Source organism: Pseudarthrobacter phenanthrenivorans (assembly GCF_000813845.1).
In the GTDB taxonomy this organism is placed as follows: Bacteria; Actinomycetota; Actinomycetes; order Actinomycetales; family Micrococcaceae; genus Arthrobacter; species Arthrobacter phenanthrenivorans_B.
The window spans coordinates 41,224-60,934 of the sequence record NZ_JWTB01000012.1 but is presented as its reverse complement, the minus strand read 5'-3'; the positions used below and the strand labels follow the sequence as shown (position 1 = coordinate 60,934).

Sequence of the window (19,711 nt, the reverse complement as noted above, 5' to 3'; positions counted from 1 at the left end):
GAACGGCCGCTGGCCCCGGCCTCTCATTACTGCTGTAACGGGCTTACCCGTCCGGTTCTACTAATGCCGCCCGCCCTGCATGGCGCGGCCGCACGTTCTTCCGGAAGCTCACCGGTGATTGCCGGGTCATAGCCACTGTTGAGTCTACTATTCCACCGGCATCCTGTGCCATTCAGGGCCTGACGCGGACCCGGTGGTGTGCCTAGACTCGCCTCATGGCAGCTCCCGGGGATTCGGTTGCGCGCAGGCGTGCGGCTGTGGCGTGCAGATGGCTGTTCGTTCCCGCCGCCCTTCCGGTCGTGGCAGTATCCGTGATCCGGGCGGTACCCGCCGACTGGCCCGTGTTCGCGGTGCAGCTGGTGGCGTTCACGCCCTGGGCCGCGGTGCCCGCCGCCGCAGCCCTGCTGTTGGCGTTCCTGGGACGGAGCAGGTGGCAGCAGGTGCTGGCCGCGGCGCTGGCGGGCTGCCAGGCGTTCTGGCTGTTCCCGCTGGACATCCGTGAACCGGCCGCCGAGGCCGCCGGCAGCCAGGTGTCCCTGGTTGTCCTGAGCATCAACGCCGAGTTGGGCGGGGCTGACGCGGCGGCCCTGGTGAAGCTGGTCCGTGAACGGCGAGTTGATCTGCTGGCAGTCGAGGAGTACACGCCCCAACTCGCACGAAGGCTCACGGCGGCGGGACTGGACAACGTGCTCCCCCACCGGGTTGCCCGTCCGCGGGACCGTGCCGCCGGCAGCGCCATCTACTCCTCTTACCCGCTGCAGGAGGCCGGCGCACTGCCCGGCACCCGGTTCAGCATGCCGGTGGCCGACGTGGACCTGGGCGCCGGCAACGGCACCGTCCTGCGCGTGGCAGCGGTGCACGCCCTGGCGCCGGTGGGAAACGGCCTCGGCCAATGGCGCAGCGACCTGGTTGCCGCAGCCGGTGCTGACCCGGGGTCGGGTCCCCTGCTGCTTGCCGGGGACTTCAACGCGACCCACGACCACCGGGAATTCCGGGCGCTGCTGGCAGGAACAGGAGGCCGCCCCCTCCTGGACGTGGCGGCATCGCTGGGCAGCAGGCTGGTCCCCACCTGGCCGATGCGGGGCTACCATCTCCCGGGGATCGCCCTTGACCACCTGGTCACCAGCCCGGACATCCAGGCGTCCGGGTATTCGGTGGACAGGCTGGAGGGGACGGACCACGCCGCGGTGTCCGCCACGTTGAACATCCGGGTCCCCTAGCGACCCTTGTCAGCCCTTGCGGATCAGCTTGTGCGTTGCCGCCTGCGCCACGGGCCGGATGACGATCTGATCCAGGTTGATATGGTGCGGAACGGTGACGGCGTAACGGACCACGTCGGCTACATCCTCTGCCGTCAACGGCTTCTCCACGCCCTGGTACACCTTGCCCGCGGCCTGGGCATCCCCCAGCCGGTTGAGGGCGAACTCCTCGGTCTGCACCAGGCCGGGGGCCACCTCGATCACGCGGACGTTGTGCTCGGCTTCCTCCAGCCGGAGCGCATTGGTCAGGGCGTGCTGGCCGAACTTGGCGGCGTTGTATCCGCCGCCGCCTTCGTAGGCGTCCAGCCCGGCCGTGGAGGTCAGGTTCAGCACCGTTCCCCCGCCGGTGGCGCGCAGCATGGGCAGGAACGCGCGGGTCAGCTTCATGGTGCCCAGGACGTTGACGCGGTACATCCATTCCCAGTCGTCGGTGCTGGCATCGCCCACCCGGTCGGCACCGCGGGCGCCGCCGGCGATGTTGACCAGCGTGTCGATGCCGCCCGCCTTCGTGACCTGCGCGAGGAGCCGGGACACGTCGTCGTCCTCTGCAATGTCGGCAGGAATGGCGACGGCGCCCGTCGCGCTTTCCAGGGCGGCGAGACGGTCGGCCCGGCGGGCCACGGCGAAGACCGTCCAGCCGTCGGCGCGCAGCGCGCGCACGGTCGCTTCCCCGATGCCGCTGCTCGCGCCGGTCACCAGTGCTGCCTTTTTCTGCAAGTGCTCAGTCATGGCACCACCCTAGCCGGATCAGGCGGAGGGACGTTCGCGGAGGTAATCAAGGAGCACCCTCGCGTTGTTGGCCTCGGTGTTGCGGGCGGCGTAGAGAAGGGTGACGCGGGGGTGGCCGGCAGCCAGTTCCAGCAGGGTGTCCACCGCTGGATTGGAGTCCAGTTCGAGCCGGTAGCGTGCACCGAAATCGGCAAACCGTTCGGGGCGGTGGTTGAACTCCTTGCGCAACTCCGTGGATGGTGCCACGTCCTTGAGCCAGAGGTCGACGGCGGCGCCCTCCTTGGGCATGCCGCGGGGCCAAAGCCGGTCCACCAGCACCCGGAAGCCGTCGTCGTCCGCCACGGCGTCATAGGTGCGCTTGATGCCAAAGGTTCCATGAGTCCCGCTCATAAGCGGCATGCTACCCGTGCCCGCGTCCCGCCGGGGCGCGCGGGTTGGGTGGGATGCAAGCGGGCATGAAAGAATTGCCCAATGGCTGAAGACACGCAGGGTACAGACACGCCCACCACCGCCCCCATCAACGTTCCGGACAAGCCGGCCCTCGAAGGCCTCGAAACGGCGCTCACGCAGCGCTGGCTTGCCGAGGGAACCTACAAGTTCAACCCCGACACCACCCGGGAGCAGGTCTACTCGATCGACACTCCCCCGCCCACCGCGTCGGGATCCCTGCATGTGGGGCACATGTTTTCCTTCACCCAGACGGACGTCCAGGCCCGCTACATGCGCATGACCGGCAAGAACGTCTTCTACCCGATGGGCTGGGACGACAACGGCCTGCCTACCGAACGCCGGGTCCAGAACTACTACGGTGTCCGCTGCGATCCCGCCATCCCGTACAACGCCGACTACCGGCCGCCGGCCCAGCCGGCCAAGAACCAGCGCGACTTCGACGTTGTATCGCGCCAGAACTTCATCGAACTGTGCGAGGAACTCGCTGTCGAGGATGAAAAAGTCTTCGAGAACCTGTTCCAGACCCTGGGCCTGTCCGTGGACTGGGACCTGACCTACCGCACCATTGATGACACTTCGCGTGCCGTGTCCCAGCGCGCCTTCCTGGCCAACCTGGCCGCCGGCGACGCCTACATGGCCGAGGCTCCCACGCTCTGGGACGTCACCTTCCGCACCGCAGTGGCCCAGGCGGAGCTGGAGGACCGCGAAGTGCCCGGCGCGTACTACCGGTACCCCTTCTTCACCGAAGACGGGGACAAGGTCTTCATCGAGACCACCCGGCCGGAGCTGCTCGCAGCATGTGCCGCGCTGGTGGCAAACCCCGACGACGAGCGGTACCAGCCGCTGTTCGGCAAGACCGTGAGGTCCCCGCTGTTCGACGTGGAGCTTGAGGTCAAGGCCCACCCGCTGGCCAAGGCGGACAAGGGCTCCGGCATCGCGATGGTCTGCACCTTTGGTGACCTGACCGACGTCACGTGGTGGCGCGAGCTGCAGCTTCCCACCCGGGCCATCATGGGCCGCGACGGGCGCATCATCGGCGAGACCCCGGAGTGGATCACCAGCGAAGCCGGCAGGGAAGCGTACGCGGCGATTGCCGGCAAGACCGCCTTCTCCGCCAAGGAAGCAGTGGTTGAACTGCTCAAGGAAGCCGGGCTGCTGGACGGCGAACCCAAGAAGATCACCCACCCGGTGAACTTCTTCGAAAAGGGCGACAAGCCGCTGGAAGTGGTCACCTCACGCCAGTGGTACATCCGCAACGGCGGACGCGACGAGGACCGCCGCGAACGCCTGATCGGCCGGGGCAAGGAGATCGACTTCCACCCGTCGTTCATGCGCTCCCGCTACGAGAACTGGATCGCCGGGCTGAACGGCGACTGGCTGGTCTCCCGGCAGCGGTTCTTCGGCGTGCCCATCCCCGTCTGGTATCCGCTGGATGCCCAGGGCAACCCGGACTACGACAACCCCATCCTGCCCTCCGACGACCTGCTTCCCGTCGATCCGGCGGCTGACGCTGCGCCGGGCTTTGACGAGACGCAGCGTGACCAGCCGAACGGCTTCACCGGCGACGCCGACGTCCTGGACACCTGGGCCACGTCGTCACTGACGCCGCAGATCGTTGGCGGCTGGAGCCGGGACGAGGACCTGTTCGCCAAGGTGTACCCGTTCGATCTCCGGCCCCAGGGCCACGACATCATCAGGACCTGGCTGTTCTCCTCGGTGGTCCGCGCGGATGCGCTGCAGAAGAACGCCCCCTGGAAGCACGCGGCCATCTCCGGCTGGATCCTGGATCCGGACCGCAAGAAGATGTCCAAGTCCAAGGGCAACGTGGTGGTCCCCACGGATGTGCTGAACGAATACGGCTCCGACGCCGTCCGCTACTGGGCTGCCTCGGCGCGGCTCGGCGCAGACACCGCCTACGAGATCGCGCAGATGAAGATCGGCCGCCGCCTGGCCATCAAGCTGCTGAACGCCTCGAAGTTCGTGCTGAACCTCGGCGCCACGGAGAACTCCGTACTTTCCGGCGACCTCGGCGTCCTGACGAACCCCTTGGACCGGGCGCTGCTGGCCCAGCTGGCCGACGTTGTGGCACAGTCCACCAAGGCGTTCGACAACTACGACTACGCGCGCGCCCTGCAGCTCACGGAAACCTTCTTCTGGCAGTTCACCGACGACTACGTTGAGCTGATCAAGGACCGTGCCTACGGGGCCGCCGGCGAAGCTGAGCAGGCATCCGTGCTGGCCGCCCTGGCCACAACCCTGGACACTTTGCTGCGGCTCTTCGCCCCGTTCCTGCCCTTCGCCACGGAGGAAGTCTGGAGCTGGTGGCGCAACGGCTCCGTGCACCGTGCCGCATGGCCGGCCGCGCTGGAAATTCCCGGCGGGGACACCACCATGTTGGCCACTGTCGGCGTGGCCCTCAGTGGTGTCCGCAAGGCCAAGTCGGAGGCGAAGGTCAAGCAGCGCACCGAGGTGCTGTCCGCAACCATCACCGCTCCGGAAGCGCTGACGGCACAGCTCCGGGCGGGGCTGGCCGACCTGAAGGCTGCGTCCAACGCCCGGGACATCACGTTGGTGGTGGGTGAGGGCGAGCTCGCCGTCACCGGCGTGGCCCTGGCGCCGAGCGACGAACCCGCCAAGGCCTGACGCCGGTCCAGTGAGTGGCCCGTTTCCGGGCAAAGGGGAAGCCCCATCAGCGTTTTGCCGTTGGTGGGGCTTCGACTTTTCGGCCATCTGGTGACGAACTCTGATGGTCTGGCAGGATCCGCTGATCTTCAGGTCTTACTACACCGTCACTGGTAGCTTGCATTCAACTTTGCCGATGGCTGCGTCAAACTACATATCACTGAATCTTTGGTTCCTGCGTCCCGCTTCTTTCGAAGTGGGTAAAAACCATTGTTCTCCTGCTCCAGGGCATGCACAAGGGCCCCGGGATAACTACACAACGGTAGTTATCCCGGGGCCCTTTGCGCGTCAGGTGAGCCCGGACGCCGCCCGGAATCTAGTCGAATTCCGGGCTCTCCGTGCGGCTGCGCTTGAGCTCGAAGAAGTGCGGGTACGCGGCGATGGCGGTGGTGGCGTCCCAGATTTTGCCGGCTTCCTCGCCGCGCGGAATGCGGGTCAGGACGGGCCCGAAGAAGGCGGTGCCGTTGAACGCGACCACGGGCGTTCCCACATCCTGCCCCACCAGCGAGATGCCTTCCTCATGGCTGGCACGGAGCTGGGGGTCGTAGGCGTCTGTGGTGGCGGCCTCGGCCAGGGAGGCGGGCAGCCCGCACTCGGCCAGGGCCTTGGTGATCACCTGCGTGCGGTCCTTTTCACCCTGGTTGTGGATGAGCGTGCCCATGGCGTCATACAGCGGCTTGATGACCTGCGGCCCGTGCTCCTCCCGGGCGGCGATGATGACGCGCACCATCCCCCAGGCGTTATCCATGGATTCGCGGTAGCCGGGTTCAAGGTCGCGTCCCTCATTCAGGACGGCCAGGCTCATGACGTGCCACTCCGTCTCGATGTCGCGAACGGCCTCCACCTCACCGATCCAGCGGGAGGTGACCCACGCGAACGGGCACAGGGGGTCGAACCAGAAATCGGCTTTGTTCTTGGCAGGTGAAGTCAAGGGTTTTCCTCCAGGTCAGGCAGACTTACGGCGCTTGGCCACGTGCGGAATCATGGTGGGCTCAGCCCCCCGCAGGACCACGTCCTCGGTGATCACCACGCTGGCCACGTCCTCGCGGCTCGGCAGGTCGAACATCACGGGAAGCAGGACCTCTTCGAGGATGGCGCGGAGGCCGCGTGCCCCCGTGCCGCGTTCCAGTGCCTGGTCCGCGATGGCTTCCAGGGCGGTGTCGTCGAACACGAGTTCCACGCCGTCGATCTGGAACATCTTCTGGTACTGCTTCACCAGGGCGTTCTTGGGGGTGGAGAGGATCTGGATCAGGGCGTCGCGGTCCAGGTTGGAGACGGTGGTAATCACCGGGAGCCTGCCGATGAATTCGGGGATCAGGCCGAATTTGAGCAGGTCTTCAGGCATGACCTCGCCGTAGGAATCCACTTTCTTGCTGGCCTCGTTGAGCGGAGCACCGAAGCCGATGCCCTTCCGGCCGGAGCGGGAGCCGATGATCTCCTCAAGGCCGGCGAACGCGCCGGCGACGATGAACAGGACGTTGGTGGTGTCGATCTGGATGAATTCCTGGTGCGGGTGCTTGCGTCCGCCCTGCGGCGGCACAGAGGCGACGGTGCCTTCCAGGATTTTCAGGAGCGCCTGCTGCACGCCTTCACCGGAGACGTCCCGGGTGATGGAGGGGTTCTCGCTCTTGCGGGAGATCTTGTCGATCTCGTCGATGTAGATGATGCCCTGTTCGGCCTTCTTGACGTCGTAGTCCGCGGCCTGGATGAGCTTGAGGAGGATATTTTCCACGTCTTCGCCCACGTAGCCGGCCTCGGTCAAAGCCGTGGCGTCGGCGACTGCGAACGGTACGTTCAGGCGCCGGGCGAGGGTCTGCGCGAGGTAGGTCTTTCCACAGCCGGTGGGGCCGATGAGGAGGATGTTCGACTTGGCGATTTCGACGTCGTCATGGTGTCCGCCGTCGCCAAGGCTTCCGGACTTGGGCGCGTGGCCGGCCTGGATGCGCTTGTAATGGTTGTAGACCGCGACGGCGAGGGAGCGCTTGGCAGGTTCCTGGCCAATGACGTATTCCTGCAGGAAGTCGAAGATTTCACGCGGCTTGGGCAGTTCGAAGCTGCCGAGATCCGCGACCTCCGCGAGCTCCTCTTCGATGATTTCGTTGCACAACTCGATGCATTCATCACAGATGTAGACACCGGGCCCGGCAATGAGCTTGCGCACCTGCTTCTGGCTCTTTCCGCAGAAAGAGCACTTCAGCAGATCCGTGCTCTCGCCAATCCGAGCCATATGTGAACCCCTTAGTATCCTGCTGCCAGGCAGCTCTGCACCATTGCTGAAATCTTCCCGGCCATCGCAGACCGGATTGTGACAACATCCACTCTAGGTCACATTCGCCGCCAAGGGTGGAAAGAAAAGGCCGGTGCGGCCAAATGAACTGGGCCGCACCGGCTTTCCGTACTGCTACCGCGTAATTGCCTGCGGCTTGATCTTGCGTGAATCGAGGACCTGGTCGATGAGGCCGTATGCCTGGGCCTCTTCGGCGGTGAGGATCTTGTCACGCTCGATGTCGTTGTTGACCTGCTCGGACGTGCGTCCCGAGTGGTGGGCCAGCGTGTCCTCCAGCCAGGAGCGCATGCGCATGACCTCTGCGGCCTGGATTTCCAGGTCGGAGGCCTGCCCGCCCTGGCCGCCGGACAGTGCCGGCTGGTGGATCAGGACGCGGGCGTTGGGCAGTGCCAGCCGCTTGCCGGGGGTACCGGCGGCCAGCAGGACGGCGGCCGCGCTGGCGGCCTGGCCCAGGCAGACGGTCTGGATCTCGGGGCGGATGTACTGCATGGTGTCGTAGATCGCCGTCATGGCCGTGAAGGAGCCGCCGGGCGAGTTGATGTACAGGGTGATGTCGCGGTCCGGGTCCGTTGATTCCAGGACCAGCAGCTGGGCCATGATGTCGTCAGCGGAAGCGTCGTCAACCTGGACGCCGAGGAAGATGATGCGGTCCTCGAAGAGCTTGGTGTAGGGGTCCTGGCGCTTGAAGCCGTAGGGGGTCCGTTCCTCGAACTGCGGCAGGACGTAGCGGCTGGACGGAAGATTGCCGGCTGACCACCCGAAGTTGTAGTTCATTGTGTTTGCTCCTGATCGAAGGGGTTCTGAGTGCCGGTTAGTTCTGGGAGGCTGATTCGCCGGAGGATCCGTTGGACGTTCCGCCGCCGCCGGAGACGGAGCCGGCGTGGGCGGCGATCTTGTCGAAGAAGCCGTACTCGAGCGCCTCGGTGGCAGTGAACCACTTGTCGCGGTCGTTGTCCTTGAGGATGGTCTCAACGGTCTGGCCGGTCTGCTCGGCGGTCAGTTCCGCCATGACCTTCTTCATGTGCAGGATGAGTTCGGCCTGGATCTTGATGTCGGACGCGGTGCCGCCGATGCCGCCGGAGGGCTGGTGCATCAGGACGCGGGCGTTCGGGGTGGCGTAGCGCTTGCCCTTGGTGCCCGAGGAGAGCAGGAACTGCCCCATCGATGCTGCCAGGCCGGTGGCGACGGTGACGACGTCGTTGGGGATGAACTGCATGGTGTCGTAGATGGCCATGCCTGCGGTGACGGAGCCGCCGGGCGAGTTGATGTAGAGGTAGATGTCCTTTTCCGGGTTCTCGGCCGAGAGCAGGAGCAGCTGCGAGCAGATCGCGTTGGCGTTGTCATCACGCACCTCCGAGCCCAGCCAGATGATCCGCTCCTTGAGAAGGCGGTTGTAAATGTAGTTGTCCTGGGCTGCAGGATCGACGGTCGCCATCCGGGGGGCCTCTGAGTGCTGTGACATGTTTACTTACCTCTCACTGGTGACGGTGACATCACTGAAAATCACTACTTGGACACTAACCGGTTTCCACGGTGTTTTGTTCGCGCACTGACGGCTGTTCGCTGACGGCGCACGATCCCCGAATCTCCGGCCCATGGCTGCGCTGCAACGCGAACGGCCCCCGGATCTCAATTGATCCGGGGGCCGTTGCATCGGGCCTGTGGGGACTAGGCCTTGGCGTCTTCCTTGGTGTCCTCGGCTTCGACAGCCTCGGTCCCGGGAGCCTCAGCCTCGGCGGCGTCGGCTGCTTCGGTGTCTGCTGCGTCGGCGGCGGGCGCTTCCTCACCGGCGGGGCGCACGAAGTCGCTCAGGTCAACGGCGTTGCCCTCGGTGTCGGTGACGGTCGCCTGGCCCAGGACAACGGCCAGGGCCTTCCGGCGGCGTACCTCGGAGACCATCATGGGGACCTGGCCGCTCTGGTCGATGATCTGGGCGAACTGGTTGGGGTCCATGCCGTACTGGCTGGCAGTGCTCACGATGTAGTCGATCAGCTCGCTCTGGCTGACGTTGACTTCTTCCTTCTCCGCAATGGCGTCGAGGATGATCTCGTTCTGGAAGGCGCGGGCCGTGTTGGCGCGGACCTCTTCGCGGTGTTCCTCGGTGTCGTGCTCGCCGTCGCCGTGGCCGTTGCCCTCCTGGAAGTGGGCTTCGAGCTGCTCTTCGACCACCGAGTCCGGAACCGGAACCTCGACCAGTTCAACCAGCTTGTCCAGGACCTTGTCGCGGGCTTCGACGCCCTGCTCCACGATCTTGGAGTCGGCGGCCTGCTTGGCCAGGTCCTCGCGCAGTTCGGCGAGGGTGTCGAACTCGGAGGCGAGCTGGGCGAAGTCATCGTTCGCTTCGGGCAGTTCGCGTTCCTTGACGGCCTTGACGACAACCTTGACCTGCGCGGCTTCGCCGGCGTGGTCACCGCCCACCAGGGTGGTGTCGAAGATGGCGTCCTCGTCGACGCTGAGCCCGGTCACGGCCTCGTCCATGCCCTCGAGCATGGTGCCGGCGCCAACCTGGTAGGACAGGCCGGACGCGGAGTCGACTTCTTCGCCGTCGATGCTGGCCGTGATGTCGATGGTGAGGAAGTCGCCATCGGCAGCGGGGCGGTCAACGGACTTCAGGGTGCCGAAGCGGCCGCGCAGTTCATCCAGGGCCTTGTCGACGTCGGCCTCGGAGGATTCCGCTGCGGCAACCTGGACCTCGATGCCGGCGTAGTCCGGGAGTTCGATTTCGGGGCGGACGTCAACCTCGGCGGCGAACTTCAGGCCGCCATCGGTTGCGGAGGGGTCGGGGACCTCGGTGATCTCGACCTCGGGACGGCTCAGGGGACGGATGCCGGATTCCTGCACGGCAGCCTGGTACCAGCCGTTGAGGCCGTCGTTGATGGCGGTCTCCAGGACGTAGCCGCGGCCGACGCGCTGGTCGATGATCCGGGCGGGAACCTTGCCCTTGCGGAACCCGGGGACCTGGATCTGCGAAGCGACGGTCTTGTAGGCCGAGTCGATGCTGGGCTTCAGTTCCTCAAAGGGGACCTCAACATTGAGCTTGACCCGCGTGGGGGTGAGGTTCTCGACAGCGCTCTTCACGGTCTAAGTACTCCTGGGTTGTGGGATGGGTTTCTGCAACGCATATGTGTCCAGGCCGACTGGTCCTGGCCGCAGAGTCGGGGTGACAGGATTTGAACCTGCGACTTCCTGCTCCCAAAGCAGGCGCTCTAGCCAAGCTGAGCTACACCCCGTAAGTGCACAGGCAAGTCTACGGTGATACGCGTCGCGAATGCACATTTGACACGTAGGCCATGGATTAGGTTTAGTTGTATCCGGCTTGAACAGCCAGCCCGGAGTTTCCGCGAATAACGGATCTTCCTTCGGGGACGTAGCTTAATGGTAAAGCCTCAGTCTTCCAAACTGATTACGCGGGTTCGATTCCCGTCGTCCCCTCCACCGCGAAGGACCCCTCAGCAGAGGGGTCCTTTTGGTTTTAACCGTGCCGCCCCCCCCCTGTCGCGGGGCACTTTGACGGGGCGGCAGCCGGGATACGGGACAGCACACGGCGTGTCAGTGTCGAAGTGCCCCGTTTTCGCCGCGCGCCAGGCCGTTCCTAGTCCTGCGGCTGCTGGCACAACGGGCACCAGTAGAGGTTGCGTCCGGCCAGGTCGGCCATGAGCACCATGGTCCGGCACACCCGGCACGGCAGCCCGTGGCGTTTGTAGACGAAGTGCACGTCCTCGCGGTGCGGAAACCGGGCACTCTTTGGCGGCACCTCGATACCTGCCCTGGCGGCCCGGGCAGCGGTGGTGCCGTCAAGGGTCCAGTATTTCGGCGGGGTGGTGATGATCCTGCCGTCCGCCACGCCGTCGGCCATGACGGCCACGATGTCGCGCCAGAGCTTCCGGGCGTCGCCGTCGGCGAGTGCCGTGCCGGGAAGCCACGGGTCAAGGCGGCGCCGGAAGAGGACTTCGGCGCGGTACACGTTGCCGACGCCGGCAATCACCTTCTGGTCCATGAGCAGCGCCGCGAGCGGGGTCTTCCTGGCCTGGACGTTGGCAGCGAAACGCGCGGCATCGCCGCGGAGGTTGCGCAGCGGATCCGGTCCCAGCCGGGCCAGCACCGCGTCGATCTCCGCCGCGGTGATGGTCTCGCAGGTGGTGGCACCGCGGAGGTCGGCCCAGCCGTGGCTGCCGGCGAGCCTGACCCGGACGGCTCCCACCGGGGCCGGCGGCCCGGCGTAGGCGGCACCGCCGTCGCCGTCCTCCGCAAAAGCCTCCTGCTCCCCTACCCGCCGCGGGGCACCGATGCTCGACGCGCCGGCGAACGTGCTGTCGCCGCCGAAGCTCCACGCGCCGTACAGGCCGAGGTGCACGTGCAGCACCAGGCTGTTGTCGAAGTGCAGGAAGAGGTGCTTGCCGTGGGCTTCGGCTGCGGCCAGGACGTGCCCGTCGAGCAGCGACGCTCCCCCGCTGAACCTGCCCTGGGGGCTGGACACAGCAAGCGTCTCGCCGAGGAACACGTCGCCGAACTGGCGCGCGAGCCGCCGGACGGAATGGCCCTCAGGCACTACTCGATGACCTCGCCGGTGGTTTCGTAGGCAGCGATCTTGCCGATCCTGCGGACGTGGCGTTCGTCGTTGCTGAAGGGTTCGTTCAGGAACGCCTCGATCAGTTCCGTGGCTTCCTCCACCGAGTGCTGGCGGCCGCCCACGGCCACCACGTTGGCGTCGTTGTGCTCCCGCGCCAGGGTGGCGGTGGACAGGTTCCAGGCGAGGGCAGCGCGCACGCCCTTGACCTTGTTGGCCGCAATCTGCTCCCCGTTGCCCGATCCGCCCAGCACGATGCCCAGGGCGTGGATGCCCGCCTGCTGGTCGGCCACCACGGCGAGCGCGGCGTTGATGCAGAAGGAGGGGTAGTCGTCCTGGGGGTCGTAGGACTTGGGACCGTGGTCCACCACCTCATACCCCTTCCCGGTCAGGTGGGTCACGAGGTGGGCGCTGAGTTCCATGCCTGCGTGGTCGGTGGCGATGTGGACCCGAGGGAAGGCAGGGGTTGTTGTCACGTGCAAAGTCCGTTCGGTTGTGGGGAGCTGGCGGCCCGCCGGGTGCAGGCCGGAACGACACGGATAAGGATATAGGACTGCCGCGGTCAGGAATCCTGGGCCGCAGGCGGCGCTCCGCCGCTTTTGCGGGCCCGGGCGGCGACCCGGGTGAGGACTTCGGCGAGCCGGGCAGCGGAGTCCTGGCTGCCGCCGCTGACGGCCAGGCGCTGGCCGTCCGTCCTGCTGACGACGACGGCGGGCCCGCTGCTGACGAGCATGGCGGCAGTGCCGCCGTGGTGCCGGTAGCCCCACCCGCCATAGTCGGCGGCCCTGACATCCTCGGCGCTGGCGTTCGAGATGGCCCCGGCGGGCACGTCCATGACCGGTACCAACCCGGCCAGCAGGACCTTCAGTCCGCGCCGGTCCGCCCTGATCCGGGCGAACAGGAAGGCGGCGCCCACGAGGGCCAGCACCACGAGCAGGATGCCCAGCCATGGGACCACGACGGCGATGAGGGCCGCCGGGAACAGCGAGGCGATGGCGATCATGACAAAGACTGAGCTCCGTGCGTGGACCCACAGCCGGATGCTGTCCCGGGTGAGGTCGGGGTCCAGTTCCCTGGCGATCGCGGCCTGCAGCGCCCGGTCGTCGTCAGGTGACCATTGCCGGTCTGCCTTGTAGACCATGGCCATGGCGACGCCGAGTGATACTGCGGCTCCGCTGCCGAGCGCAAGGACGGTCATGTCCACGTGGGACTGCCGGGCGTCGGCCAGGCCGGTCTGGCCGATGAGGCCGGCGGCCAGGGCCGACGTGAGGAAGAGGCTCAGGAACAGGCCTGCGCCCATCATGATCCTGCGCATCAGCACGGGCCTGCCCAGCGGGACGGCCTGCAGCAGCACCAGCCAGCCGGCGGCGATGAGCCCGGCCGCCCCAACGCCGACGTAGGCGCCGAACGGCGCAAAGGCGGTCCCGCCGTCGTTCGTCCACATGAAGGCGACTGGCTCCGGAAGGTCCGGGCGCAGCAGCGTGGCGCAGTATATGAAGGCAGCGGCCAGGACGACGGGGAACCCGACGGCGAAGCGCAGGGCCTTGGTGTCCACCGAATCCAACAGCTTTCCCATGCATTTAACGCTACCCCTGCGGCGGCCCGTCCAACCCCCTCCCCGGCGCGCGGGGCCGCTGTGAGCTGCGCAACTTGCCAAGGACCTCAAGGATGAAAGAATGCAACACAGTGCCCGTACCGGGACCACCGGACGGCAGCCGAAACTTCTCTGGAGGACCTCCTTTGCCAGGCATGAACCTGACGCGCGCCGAAGCCCGTGAGCGCGCCGAACTGATCACCGTCGAGTCCTACGATGTCAGCCTGGACCTGACCCGCGGCGGAGAGGTCTTTGGCAGTACCACCACCGTGAAATTCACCGCAGCGCCCGGATCGGCCAGCTTCATCGATGCCGTGACCCGCACCGTGCACAGCGTCACCCTCAACGGACGCAGCCTGGACCCCGGAACGGTTGCCGACGGCGTGCGGATCCAGCTGCCTGACCTGGCGGAGCACAACGAGCTGACCGTGGTGGCGGAGATGCCGTACATGAACACCGGTGAGGGCCTGCACCGGTTCGTTGACCCGGTGGACAACGAGGTCTACCTCTACACCCAGTTCGAAGTCCCCGACTCCCGCCGGATGTTCACGGTCTTCGAGCAGCCGGACCTGAAGGCAACCTTCGCCTTCACCGTCACGGCGCCGTCCCACTGGGACGTCATTTCCAACTCGCCCACCCCCGTCCCCGTGGAGGCCGGGGCCGCAGAGGACGGCAGCGCCAGGTCGGTGTGGACGTTTGCCCCGACGCCGCGGCTGTCTTCCTACGTCACCGCGCTGATCGCAGGGCCGTACCAGTCGGTCCGCAGCGAGGTCACCAGCTCGGACGGCCGCGTCATTCCACTGGGCGTCTTTGCCCGGAAGTCGCTGATGCAGTACCTGGACGCGGACAACATCTTCGAACTGACGCGGCAGGGCTTCGGTTTCTTCGAGGCGCAGTTCGGCTGCCCCTACCCCTTCGAAAAGTATGACCAGCTGTTCGTCCCCGAGTTCAACGCGGGGGCCATGGAGAACGCCGGGGCGGTAACCATCCTGGAGGGCTATGTCTTCCGCAGCAAGGTCACCGGCGCCCAGATCGAGCGCCGCGCCATCACCGTGCTGCACGAACTGGCGCACATGTGGTTCGGCGACCTGGTGACCATGCGGTGGTGGAACGACCTGTGGCTCAACGAATCCTTCGCGGAGTACATGTCCCACCTGGCTGCGGTGGAAGCCACCTCGTTCACCAGTGCCTGGACCACCTTCGCTTCGGTGGAGAAGTCCTGGGCGTACCGGCAGGACCAGCTGCCCACCACGCACCCCATCTTCGCTGAGATCAACGACCTGCAGGACGTGGAGGTCAACTTCGACGGCATCACCTATGCCAAGGGCGCCTCGGTGCTCCGGCAGCTGGTGGCCTGGGTGGGGCCGGAACAGTTCATGGCCGGGGTCCGGGAGTACTTCGCCAAGCACTCCTGGCACAACACCGAGCTGCGCGACCTGCTGGTGGAGCTGGAGAAGGCCAGCGGCCGCGACCTGGACCGCTGGGGCCGGCAGTGGCTGGAGACGGCGGGCGTCAACACCCTGGCCCCCGAGCTGGACGTGGATTCTGACGGGAAGCTGCGCTCCTTTGCCATCCTGCAGTCCGCTGTTCCGGAGTGGCCCACCATCCGGCCGCACCGCCTCGCCGTGGGCTTCTACAACCTGGACGGCGGCAGGCTCACCCGGGTGCACCGTGAGGAGCTGGATGTCGACGGCGAACGCACCGAAGTGCCGGCACTGGCCGGCCTGGACCAGCCGGACCTGATCCTCATCAATGACGACGACCTCGCCTACGCCAAGGTACGGCTCGATCCGACGTCGCTGGCCACCGCCACCGCCCACCTGAAGGACTTCGCCGACAGCCTGCCGCGGACCCTGGTATGGAACTCCGCGTGGGACGCTGCGCGGGACGGTGAGACGCCGGCGCGCAAGTACGTTGAGCTGATCCTGTCCAACGTGGCCGCGGAAACGGACTCCTCCGTGATCCTGGTCCAGCTCCGCCAGCTGGCCACCACCCTGAACTTCTATGTGGCGGAGGAGCACCGCGAAGCCACCACGGTTTCGGCCGTGGACCGGCTGTGGGAGCTGGCGTCCACAGTGCCGGGTGGATCGGACGCGCAGCTGCAGTTCATCAAGTCCTTCGCCCTCCTGGCCCGCAGCGCCCCGCAGCTGGACAGGGTGGCCGGACTGTTGGACGGCTCCGCCGTCCTCGAGGGGCTCACCGTTGACCAGGACCTGCGTTGGGAACTGGTGGCGTCGCTGGTTGCCGGCGGCAGGATGGGGCAGGACGGCATCGACGCCGAGCTGCAGCGCGACAACACCTCCAGCGGCCAGAACGCCGCCGCCCTGGCGAAGGCTGCGATTCCCACCGCGGAGGCGAAGGCGGCGGCCTGGGAATCGATCGTGGTCAAGGGCGAGCTGTCCAATGCGCTGCAGGGATCGGCCGTGGCCGGATTCATGCGGGTGCTGGACCGTTCGCTGCTGGAACCGTACGCGGAGAAGTATTTCGCGGCCGTGCCGGGCATCGTGGCAACCCGGACGCACGCACTGGCCCAGCAGATCGTCGTCGGGCTGTACCCTGCGCTGCTGACCACGCAGGCCACCATCGACCGGACCGACGGGTTCCTTGCCTCGCTGCCGGCGGAGAGCGCCGCACTGCGGCGCATGATGCTGGAGAACCGCGACGGCGTGGCGCGCGCCCTGCGTGCCCGGGCCGCCGACGTTGTTGGGAAGGGCGGCCCGGAGTGAACCTTTCGGAACACCGCTATGCGCTGACGGTCCAGTGGACGGGCAACCGGGGTGACGGCACGTCGTCGTACCGGAGCTATTCCCGGGACCATGACGTGCTGATTCCGGGCCTGCCGCCCCTGAAGGGGTCGGCGGACCCCACCTTCCATGGGGACCGTGAACGCTACAACCCCGAGCAGCTGCTCCTGGCTGCGCTGGCACAGTGCCACATGCTGTCCTACCTGCACGTGGCGGTGAAACATGGCGTGGTGGTGACGGATTACCGGGACGAGGCCACGGGGATGATGCGGCTCAACCGGGACGGCAGCGGGCAGTTCGAGCGTGTGGTCCTGAATCCGCGCGTGACGGTGGCCGATTCCGGCCAGGCGGACCTGGCGGCCTCCCTGCACCACGAGGCGAACCAGGTGTGCTTCATTGCCCGCAGCGTGAACTTCCCGGTGGAGCACCGGCCGGTGACGGTGGCGGCCTAGGCCGGTCCGCCGGTCCGGAGCAGGTCCACGAGCCGTTCCTCGGTTCCGGGCGAAAGGCCGGCCTTGCGCGGCCGGTCCAGTCCGCGGGCGCGTTCATCAGCCAGGGTATCCGCCACGGTCTCCTGCCAGGGCCGCAGCACCATGCCTGCGGCCCTGGCGGCCCGGTTGCTGCGGGCCATGAAGCCCTCGTGGCGGGGCGGAAGCCAGAGCGGCAGCGAATCGGGCCCGGACCAGTAACCCACCCCCTGCTCCACCAGCCAGTCTTCACCGGCAACTACAGTGGCGGGGCTGCCGGAGGATGATGCGCGGCAGGCGGTGAGGAGATCGGCAAAGGACACCTGGTCCCCGCCCGCGTTCAGCGCACCGGTGATAGCGCGTTCGGCCGCGAGCAGGATCCAGGCCGCGAGGTCCCGCACGTCGATGACCTGGGTGGGCTGGTGGCCGGTGTCCGGAACCAGCACCGGCCCGGAGGTCCTGGCGAAGCGCGCCGGCCAGTAGCCGTAGCGGTCGGTGGGGTCGCCGGGACCGCCGACCAGCCCCGCCCGGCACAGGTGTGCCCGTTCCCCGGCCGCCGCCAGGGTTGCTTCCTCGATGGCCGCCTTGGATTCGCCATAGGTCTCGGGGGTGGAAGGCGTCCCCGGGGGAAGCGCCGGAAGGAGGGCGGCATCTTCCGCGGCGTCAGGAACGGAGTGGTCGGCGTAGACGGAGCAGCTCGACACGAAGGTCCAGTGCGCCGACCTGCCGGCCAGTTCTCCGAGGGCGTCCCGGGCGGGTCCGGGGTCGCGCGCCACCTCGACGGCGGCATCCCACTCCCCCTTCACCTGGTCATACGCCGCAGCCCCGATGGAGCGGTCCGCCCGCACCCATGCCGCGCCGGGCGGCGGTTCAGCCGTTGTCCCCCGGGCCAGGCAGGTCACTTCATGGCCGGCGGCGACCGCCTGCCTGGCAATTTCGCGGGAAAGGAAGGCTGTTCCGCCGAGGATGAGGATGCGCATTGCTCCACGCTACGGCGCTAGGGTTGAAAGGGAACAGAGCAATATTCCAAGGAGCTATATCCATTCATGGTCAGTATGTTGTCCATCCTTCCCCCTGCCACCAGCCAGCCAAGCGGCGTGAGCATTCCCGGCATCGTAATCAGCCTTGGCGTCGGGGTCGCCGTCTGGCTCGTGGCGACGTTCATCATCTCCCGCATCACCAAGCGGGTGGCCTCGGGAAGCAACTTCTTCAAGAAGCCCACGTTTAAGTGGGTGGCACCGGCCTTCCGCGCGCTGGACCACGAACGGCGCGTCCAGCGCGCCGAAACCATCGGTTCGCTCCTCAACAGCGTGGTCGGCGTGCTGGTGGTCATCATCACCGGCATGTACGTGCTGCAGAACCTGGACATCAACATTGCCCCGCTGCTGACCAGCGTCGGTATCCTCGGTGTCGCCATCGGTTTCGGTGCACAGCAGCTGATCCGGGACTTCCTGGCCGGCATCTTCATTACCATTGAGGACCAGTACGGCATCGGTGATGTGATCGAGACCAGCGAAGTGGTGGGTGTCGTGGAGTCCATGGGGCTGCGCATCACGCGGGTCCGATCGGACGACGGCGCCATCTGGTACCTGCGCAACGGGGAGATCCTGCGCGTGGGCAACCGGTCCCAGGGGCGGTACGTCCCGCTGCACGAATCCGAAGACGGCACTACCGACCAGGGCTCGGCCCACGCCGACGACAAGAAGACAGACCAGAAAGCCGGAGACTAGCATGTCGCTTCCCATCGAACCGCGCCCCGGGCAGCGGCCCCAGCTGATGCAGAACGATCCCTTCAGCAAGCCGGCCTACACGGACAGCTTCTACGACGCCGTGGGCGGCCACGACACCTTCGTCAAGCTGATCGACGTTTTCTACGACGGCGTGGCCACCGACCCCGTCCTGCGGCCCATGTACCCGGAGGAGGACCTGGCGCCTGCGAAGCGCCGGTTCCTGATGTTCCTCGAGCAATACTGGGGCGGCCCCACCACGTACGGCGAGGAACGGGGACATCCGCGCCTCCGCATGAGGCACATGCCCTTCAAGGTCACGCCCGAGGCCAAGGACCGCTGGCTGTTCCACATGCGGACCGCCGTGGATGCGCTCGAGTTACCGCCGCTTTACGAGGGCACCTTGTGGGAATACATGGAGCGGGCGGCGCTGTCCATGGTGAACAGCCCCTCCGGAGCCTGAGGCCGGCCAGGACCAGCGTTTCTTCCGCGCGGAAGACGGCTGCTAGAGCAATGCGCTGCCGGTCCGCGCCAGGACGTGTCCGCGCGGACCGGTAAGCCGGAACCAGCGGCCGGCACGGTAAAGCTTCTGGTCGCCGTCGGCCAGGAAGCCCAGCGCGAAGGCGGCGAAGGCAGCGCCGGCGGGCAGGCCGGCGTCGTCCAGTGCCCGCCCCCACACCGCTGCCCGGGCGTTGTTGACGATCAGGGCCCCCGGCTTGTCCGGCACGATGCCGGCCACTTCCGCGATCCCTGCTTCCGCCGCCGCTTTCAGGCCGGCGTCGCTGACCGCGCCCAGCAGTTCCCAGCCGCCGCGGGGTGCTCCCACGCCGGTCCAGGACTCGGTGACCCTGGTGGGCGGCACTGGCAGTTCGACGTCGTGCTCTCCCGACCGTGCCAGCCGGTCCAGGACGGCGGACAAGGACACGGTGACGTCCGTGGCGGACGGTTCTGCAAGGGCCATGGTGCGAAGGCCCAGGATAGTGGGCGTCGATTCCCCAAGGAGCCGGGGCCGCAGGACACACACGTAGGCGGCCAGGACCGGCCCCGCGGCCTGCAGGCGAATGGCGCCGTCGTCGATGGCTTTGGCCCGGGTGGCGAACGTCTTCAGGTCGGCGAGATCCCGGGGATCGGCGAAGCGGAAGGACGAGGTGAGAAGATCTGACACACCTAAAACACTACCGGCTGCGCCGCGGTTGAGTGGTTCC

18 protein-coding genes and 2 tRNA genes are annotated in these 19,711 nt (G+C 66.9%); 7 read left to right on the top strand and 13 right to left on the bottom strand.

The window, feature by feature from the left end; translation table 11 throughout:
* The first annotated feature begins 215 nt into the window (after positions 1 to 215).
* Positions 216 to 1,220, top strand: a complete 1,005-nt coding sequence (locus tag RM50_RS06320) for an endonuclease/exonuclease/phosphatase family protein (protein WP_043451002.1) — start codon at positions 216 to 218, stop codon at positions 1,218 to 1,220.
* Between the two features lie 9 nt (positions 1,221 to 1,229).
* On the opposite strand, the gene RM50_RS06315 is transcribed toward RM50_RS06320, so the two are convergent.
* Together RM50_RS06315 and RM50_RS06310 are read right to left on the bottom strand one after the other, a co-directional pair.
* Entirely contained in the window at positions 1,230 to 1,988 is a 759-nt protein-coding gene (locus RM50_RS06315) for an SDR family oxidoreductase (RefSeq protein WP_043451000.1), read from the bottom strand.
* A gap of 18 nt (positions 1,989 to 2,006) precedes the next feature.
* Entirely contained in the window at positions 2,007 to 2,378 is a 372-nt protein-coding gene (locus tag RM50_RS06310; RefSeq protein ID WP_043450998.1) for a DUF488 domain-containing protein, read from the bottom strand.
* 81 nt (positions 2,379 to 2,459) lie between these two features.
* On the opposite strand from RM50_RS06310, the gene valS reads away from it, so the two are divergent.
* The gene (gene valS / locus RM50_RS06305) at positions 2,460 to 5,081 is read left to right on the top strand and encodes a valine--tRNA ligase (protein ID WP_043450997.1); all 2,622 of its coding nucleotides are present in this window, start codon (positions 2,460 to 2,462) and stop codon (positions 5,079 to 5,081) included.
* Between the two features lie 355 nt (positions 5,082 to 5,436).
* Here valS and RM50_RS06300 read toward each other — a convergent pair whose 3' ends face one another.
* From RM50_RS06300 to RM50_RS06275, 6 genes are all read right to left on the bottom strand, one after another.
* Complete coding sequence (locus RM50_RS06300) at positions 5,437 to 6,051, bottom strand: DsbA family protein (protein ID WP_043450995.1); 615 nt, start codon at positions 6,049 to 6,051, stop codon at positions 5,437 to 5,439.
* A gap of 15 nt (positions 6,052 to 6,066) precedes the next feature.
* On the bottom strand, positions 6,067 to 7,347 hold the full coding sequence (gene clpX / locus RM50_RS06295; protein WP_043450993.1) for an ATP-dependent Clp protease ATP-binding subunit ClpX: 1,281 nt from the start codon (positions 7,345 to 7,347) through the stop codon (positions 6,067 to 6,069).
* A gap of 174 nt (positions 7,348 to 7,521) precedes the next feature.
* The gene (locus RM50_RS06290; RefSeq protein ID WP_018769476.1) at positions 7,522 to 8,181 is read right to left on the bottom strand and encodes an ATP-dependent Clp protease proteolytic subunit; all 660 of its coding nucleotides are present in this window, start codon (positions 8,179 to 8,181) and stop codon (positions 7,522 to 7,524) included.
* Positions 8,182 to 8,218: 37 nt separating this feature from the next.
* Positions 8,219 to 8,842, bottom strand: a complete 624-nt coding sequence (locus RM50_RS06285; protein ID WP_018761581.1) for an ATP-dependent Clp protease proteolytic subunit — start codon at positions 8,840 to 8,842, stop codon at positions 8,219 to 8,221.
* A gap of 233 nt (positions 8,843 to 9,075) precedes the next feature.
* The gene (gene tig / locus RM50_RS06280; protein WP_043450991.1) at positions 9,076 to 10,485 is read right to left on the bottom strand and encodes a trigger factor; all 1,410 of its coding nucleotides are present in this window, start codon (positions 10,483 to 10,485) and stop codon (positions 9,076 to 9,078) included.
* Positions 10,486 to 10,562: 77 nt separating this feature from the next.
* Positions 10,563 to 10,637: transfer RNA gene (locus RM50_RS06275), tRNA-Pro, on the bottom strand.
* Positions 10,638 to 10,768: 131 nt separating this feature from the next.
* Here RM50_RS06275 and RM50_RS06270 point away from each other — a divergent pair.
* Positions 10,769 to 10,842, top strand: a tRNA-Gly gene (locus RM50_RS06270).
* Between the two features lie 157 nt (positions 10,843 to 10,999).
* Here RM50_RS06270 and RM50_RS06265 read toward each other — a convergent pair.
* From RM50_RS06265 to RM50_RS06255, 3 genes are all read right to left on the bottom strand, one after another.
* Positions 11,000 to 11,956 (bottom strand): Fpg/Nei family DNA glycosylase, encoded by a 957-nt coding sequence (locus tag RM50_RS06265; RefSeq protein ID WP_043450989.1) that lies wholly within the window; start codon positions 11,954 to 11,956, stop codon positions 11,000 to 11,002.
* A complete protein-coding gene (locus RM50_RS06260) occupies positions 11,956 to 12,450 on the bottom strand; it encodes a ribose-5-phosphate isomerase (RefSeq protein WP_043450987.1) in 495 nt (164 codons plus the stop codon). Before RM50_RS06260 ends, RM50_RS06265 begins: the two co-directional genes overlap by 1 nt.
* Positions 12,451 to 12,536: 86 nt before the next feature.
* Positions 12,537 to 13,550 carry a hypothetical protein gene (locus RM50_RS06255; protein ID WP_043450985.1) on the bottom strand — a complete coding sequence of 338 codons (1,014 nt, stop codon included), beginning with the start codon at positions 13,548 to 13,550 and terminating at the stop codon, positions 12,537 to 12,539.
* A gap of 173 nt (positions 13,551 to 13,723) precedes the next feature.
* Between RM50_RS06255 and pepN the strand changes: the two genes are divergently transcribed.
* A complete protein-coding gene (pepN, locus tag RM50_RS06250; RefSeq protein ID WP_043450983.1) occupies positions 13,724 to 16,294 on the top strand; it encodes an aminopeptidase N in 2,571 nt (856 codons plus the stop codon).
* Positions 16,291 to 16,764, top strand: a complete 474-nt coding sequence (locus RM50_RS06245) for an OsmC family protein (RefSeq protein WP_043450982.1) — start codon at positions 16,291 to 16,293, stop codon at positions 16,762 to 16,764. The genes pepN and RM50_RS06245 overlap by 4 nt, the downstream gene beginning before the upstream one ends.
* On the opposite strand, the gene RM50_RS06240 is transcribed toward RM50_RS06245, so the two are convergent.
* Positions 16,761 to 17,759, bottom strand: coding sequence for an NAD-dependent epimerase/dehydratase family protein (locus RM50_RS06240; protein WP_043450980.1), 999 nt, complete (start codon positions 17,757 to 17,759; stop codon positions 16,761 to 16,763). The two genes, RM50_RS06245 and RM50_RS06240, sit on opposite strands and share 4 nt — an antisense overlap.
* A gap of 66 nt (positions 17,760 to 17,825) precedes the next feature.
* Between RM50_RS06240 and RM50_RS06235 the strand changes: the two genes are divergently transcribed.
* Positions 17,826 to 18,509 (top strand): mechanosensitive ion channel family protein, encoded by a 684-nt coding sequence (locus RM50_RS06235; RefSeq protein ID WP_043450978.1) that lies wholly within the window; start codon positions 17,826 to 17,828, stop codon positions 18,507 to 18,509.
* A 1-nt stretch (position 18,510) separates the two neighbouring features.
* Entirely contained in the window at positions 18,511 to 18,969 is a 459-nt protein-coding gene (locus RM50_RS06230) for a globin (protein WP_043450976.1), read from the top strand.
* Positions 18,970 to 19,011: 42 nt separating this feature from the next.
* Here the strand turns inward: RM50_RS06230 and RM50_RS06225 are convergent, their stop codons facing one another.
* A complete protein-coding gene (locus RM50_RS06225) occupies positions 19,012 to 19,671 on the bottom strand; it encodes a hypothetical protein (protein ID WP_043450975.1) in 660 nt (219 codons plus the stop codon).
* Between the last annotated feature and the right edge of the window lie 40 nt (positions 19,672 to 19,711).

Bases quoted from the DNA above. Each gene is read 5' to 3' on its own strand.
- RM50_RS06315 (WP_043451000.1), bottom strand. From the start codon at position 1,988: ATGACTGAGCACTTGCAGAAAAAGGCAGCACTGGTGACCGGCGCGAGC.
- clpX (WP_043450993.1), bottom strand. From the start codon at position 7,347: ATGGCTCGGATTGGCGAGAGCACGGATCTGCTGAAGTGCTCTTTCTGC.
- RM50_RS06255 (WP_043450985.1), bottom strand. From the start codon at position 13,550: ATGGGAAAGCTGTTGGATTCGGTGGACACCAAGGCCCTGCGCTTCGCC.
- RM50_RS06240 (WP_043450980.1), bottom strand. From the start codon at position 17,759: ATGCGCATCCTCATCCTCGGCGGAACAGCCTTCCTTTCCCGCGAAATT.
- RM50_RS06320 (WP_043451002.1), top strand. From the start codon at position 216: ATGGCAGCTCCCGGGGATTCGGTTGCGCGCAGGCGTGCGGCTGTGGCG.
- valS (WP_043450997.1), top strand. From the start codon at position 2,460: ATGGCTGAAGACACGCAGGGTACAGACACGCCCACCACCGCCCCCATC.
- RM50_RS06235 (WP_043450978.1), top strand. From the start codon at position 17,826: ATGGTCAGTATGTTGTCCATCCTTCCCCCTGCCACCAGCCAGCCAAGC.
- RM50_RS06285 (WP_018761581.1), bottom strand. From the start codon at position 8,842: ATGGCGACCGTCGATCCTGCAGCCCAGGACAACTACATTTACAACCGC.
- RM50_RS06310 (WP_043450998.1), bottom strand. From the start codon at position 2,378: ATGAGCGGGACTCATGGAACCTTTGGCATCAAGCGCACCTATGACGCC.
- RM50_RS06290 (WP_018769476.1), bottom strand. From the start codon at position 8,181: ATGAACTACAACTTCGGGTGGTCAGCCGGCAATCTTCCGTCCAGCCGC.
- RM50_RS06230 (WP_043450976.1), top strand. From the start codon at position 18,511: ATGTCGCTTCCCATCGAACCGCGCCCCGGGCAGCGGCCCCAGCTGATG.
- pepN (WP_043450983.1), top strand. From the start codon at position 13,724: ATGAACCTGACGCGCGCCGAAGCCCGTGAGCGCGCCGAACTGATCACC.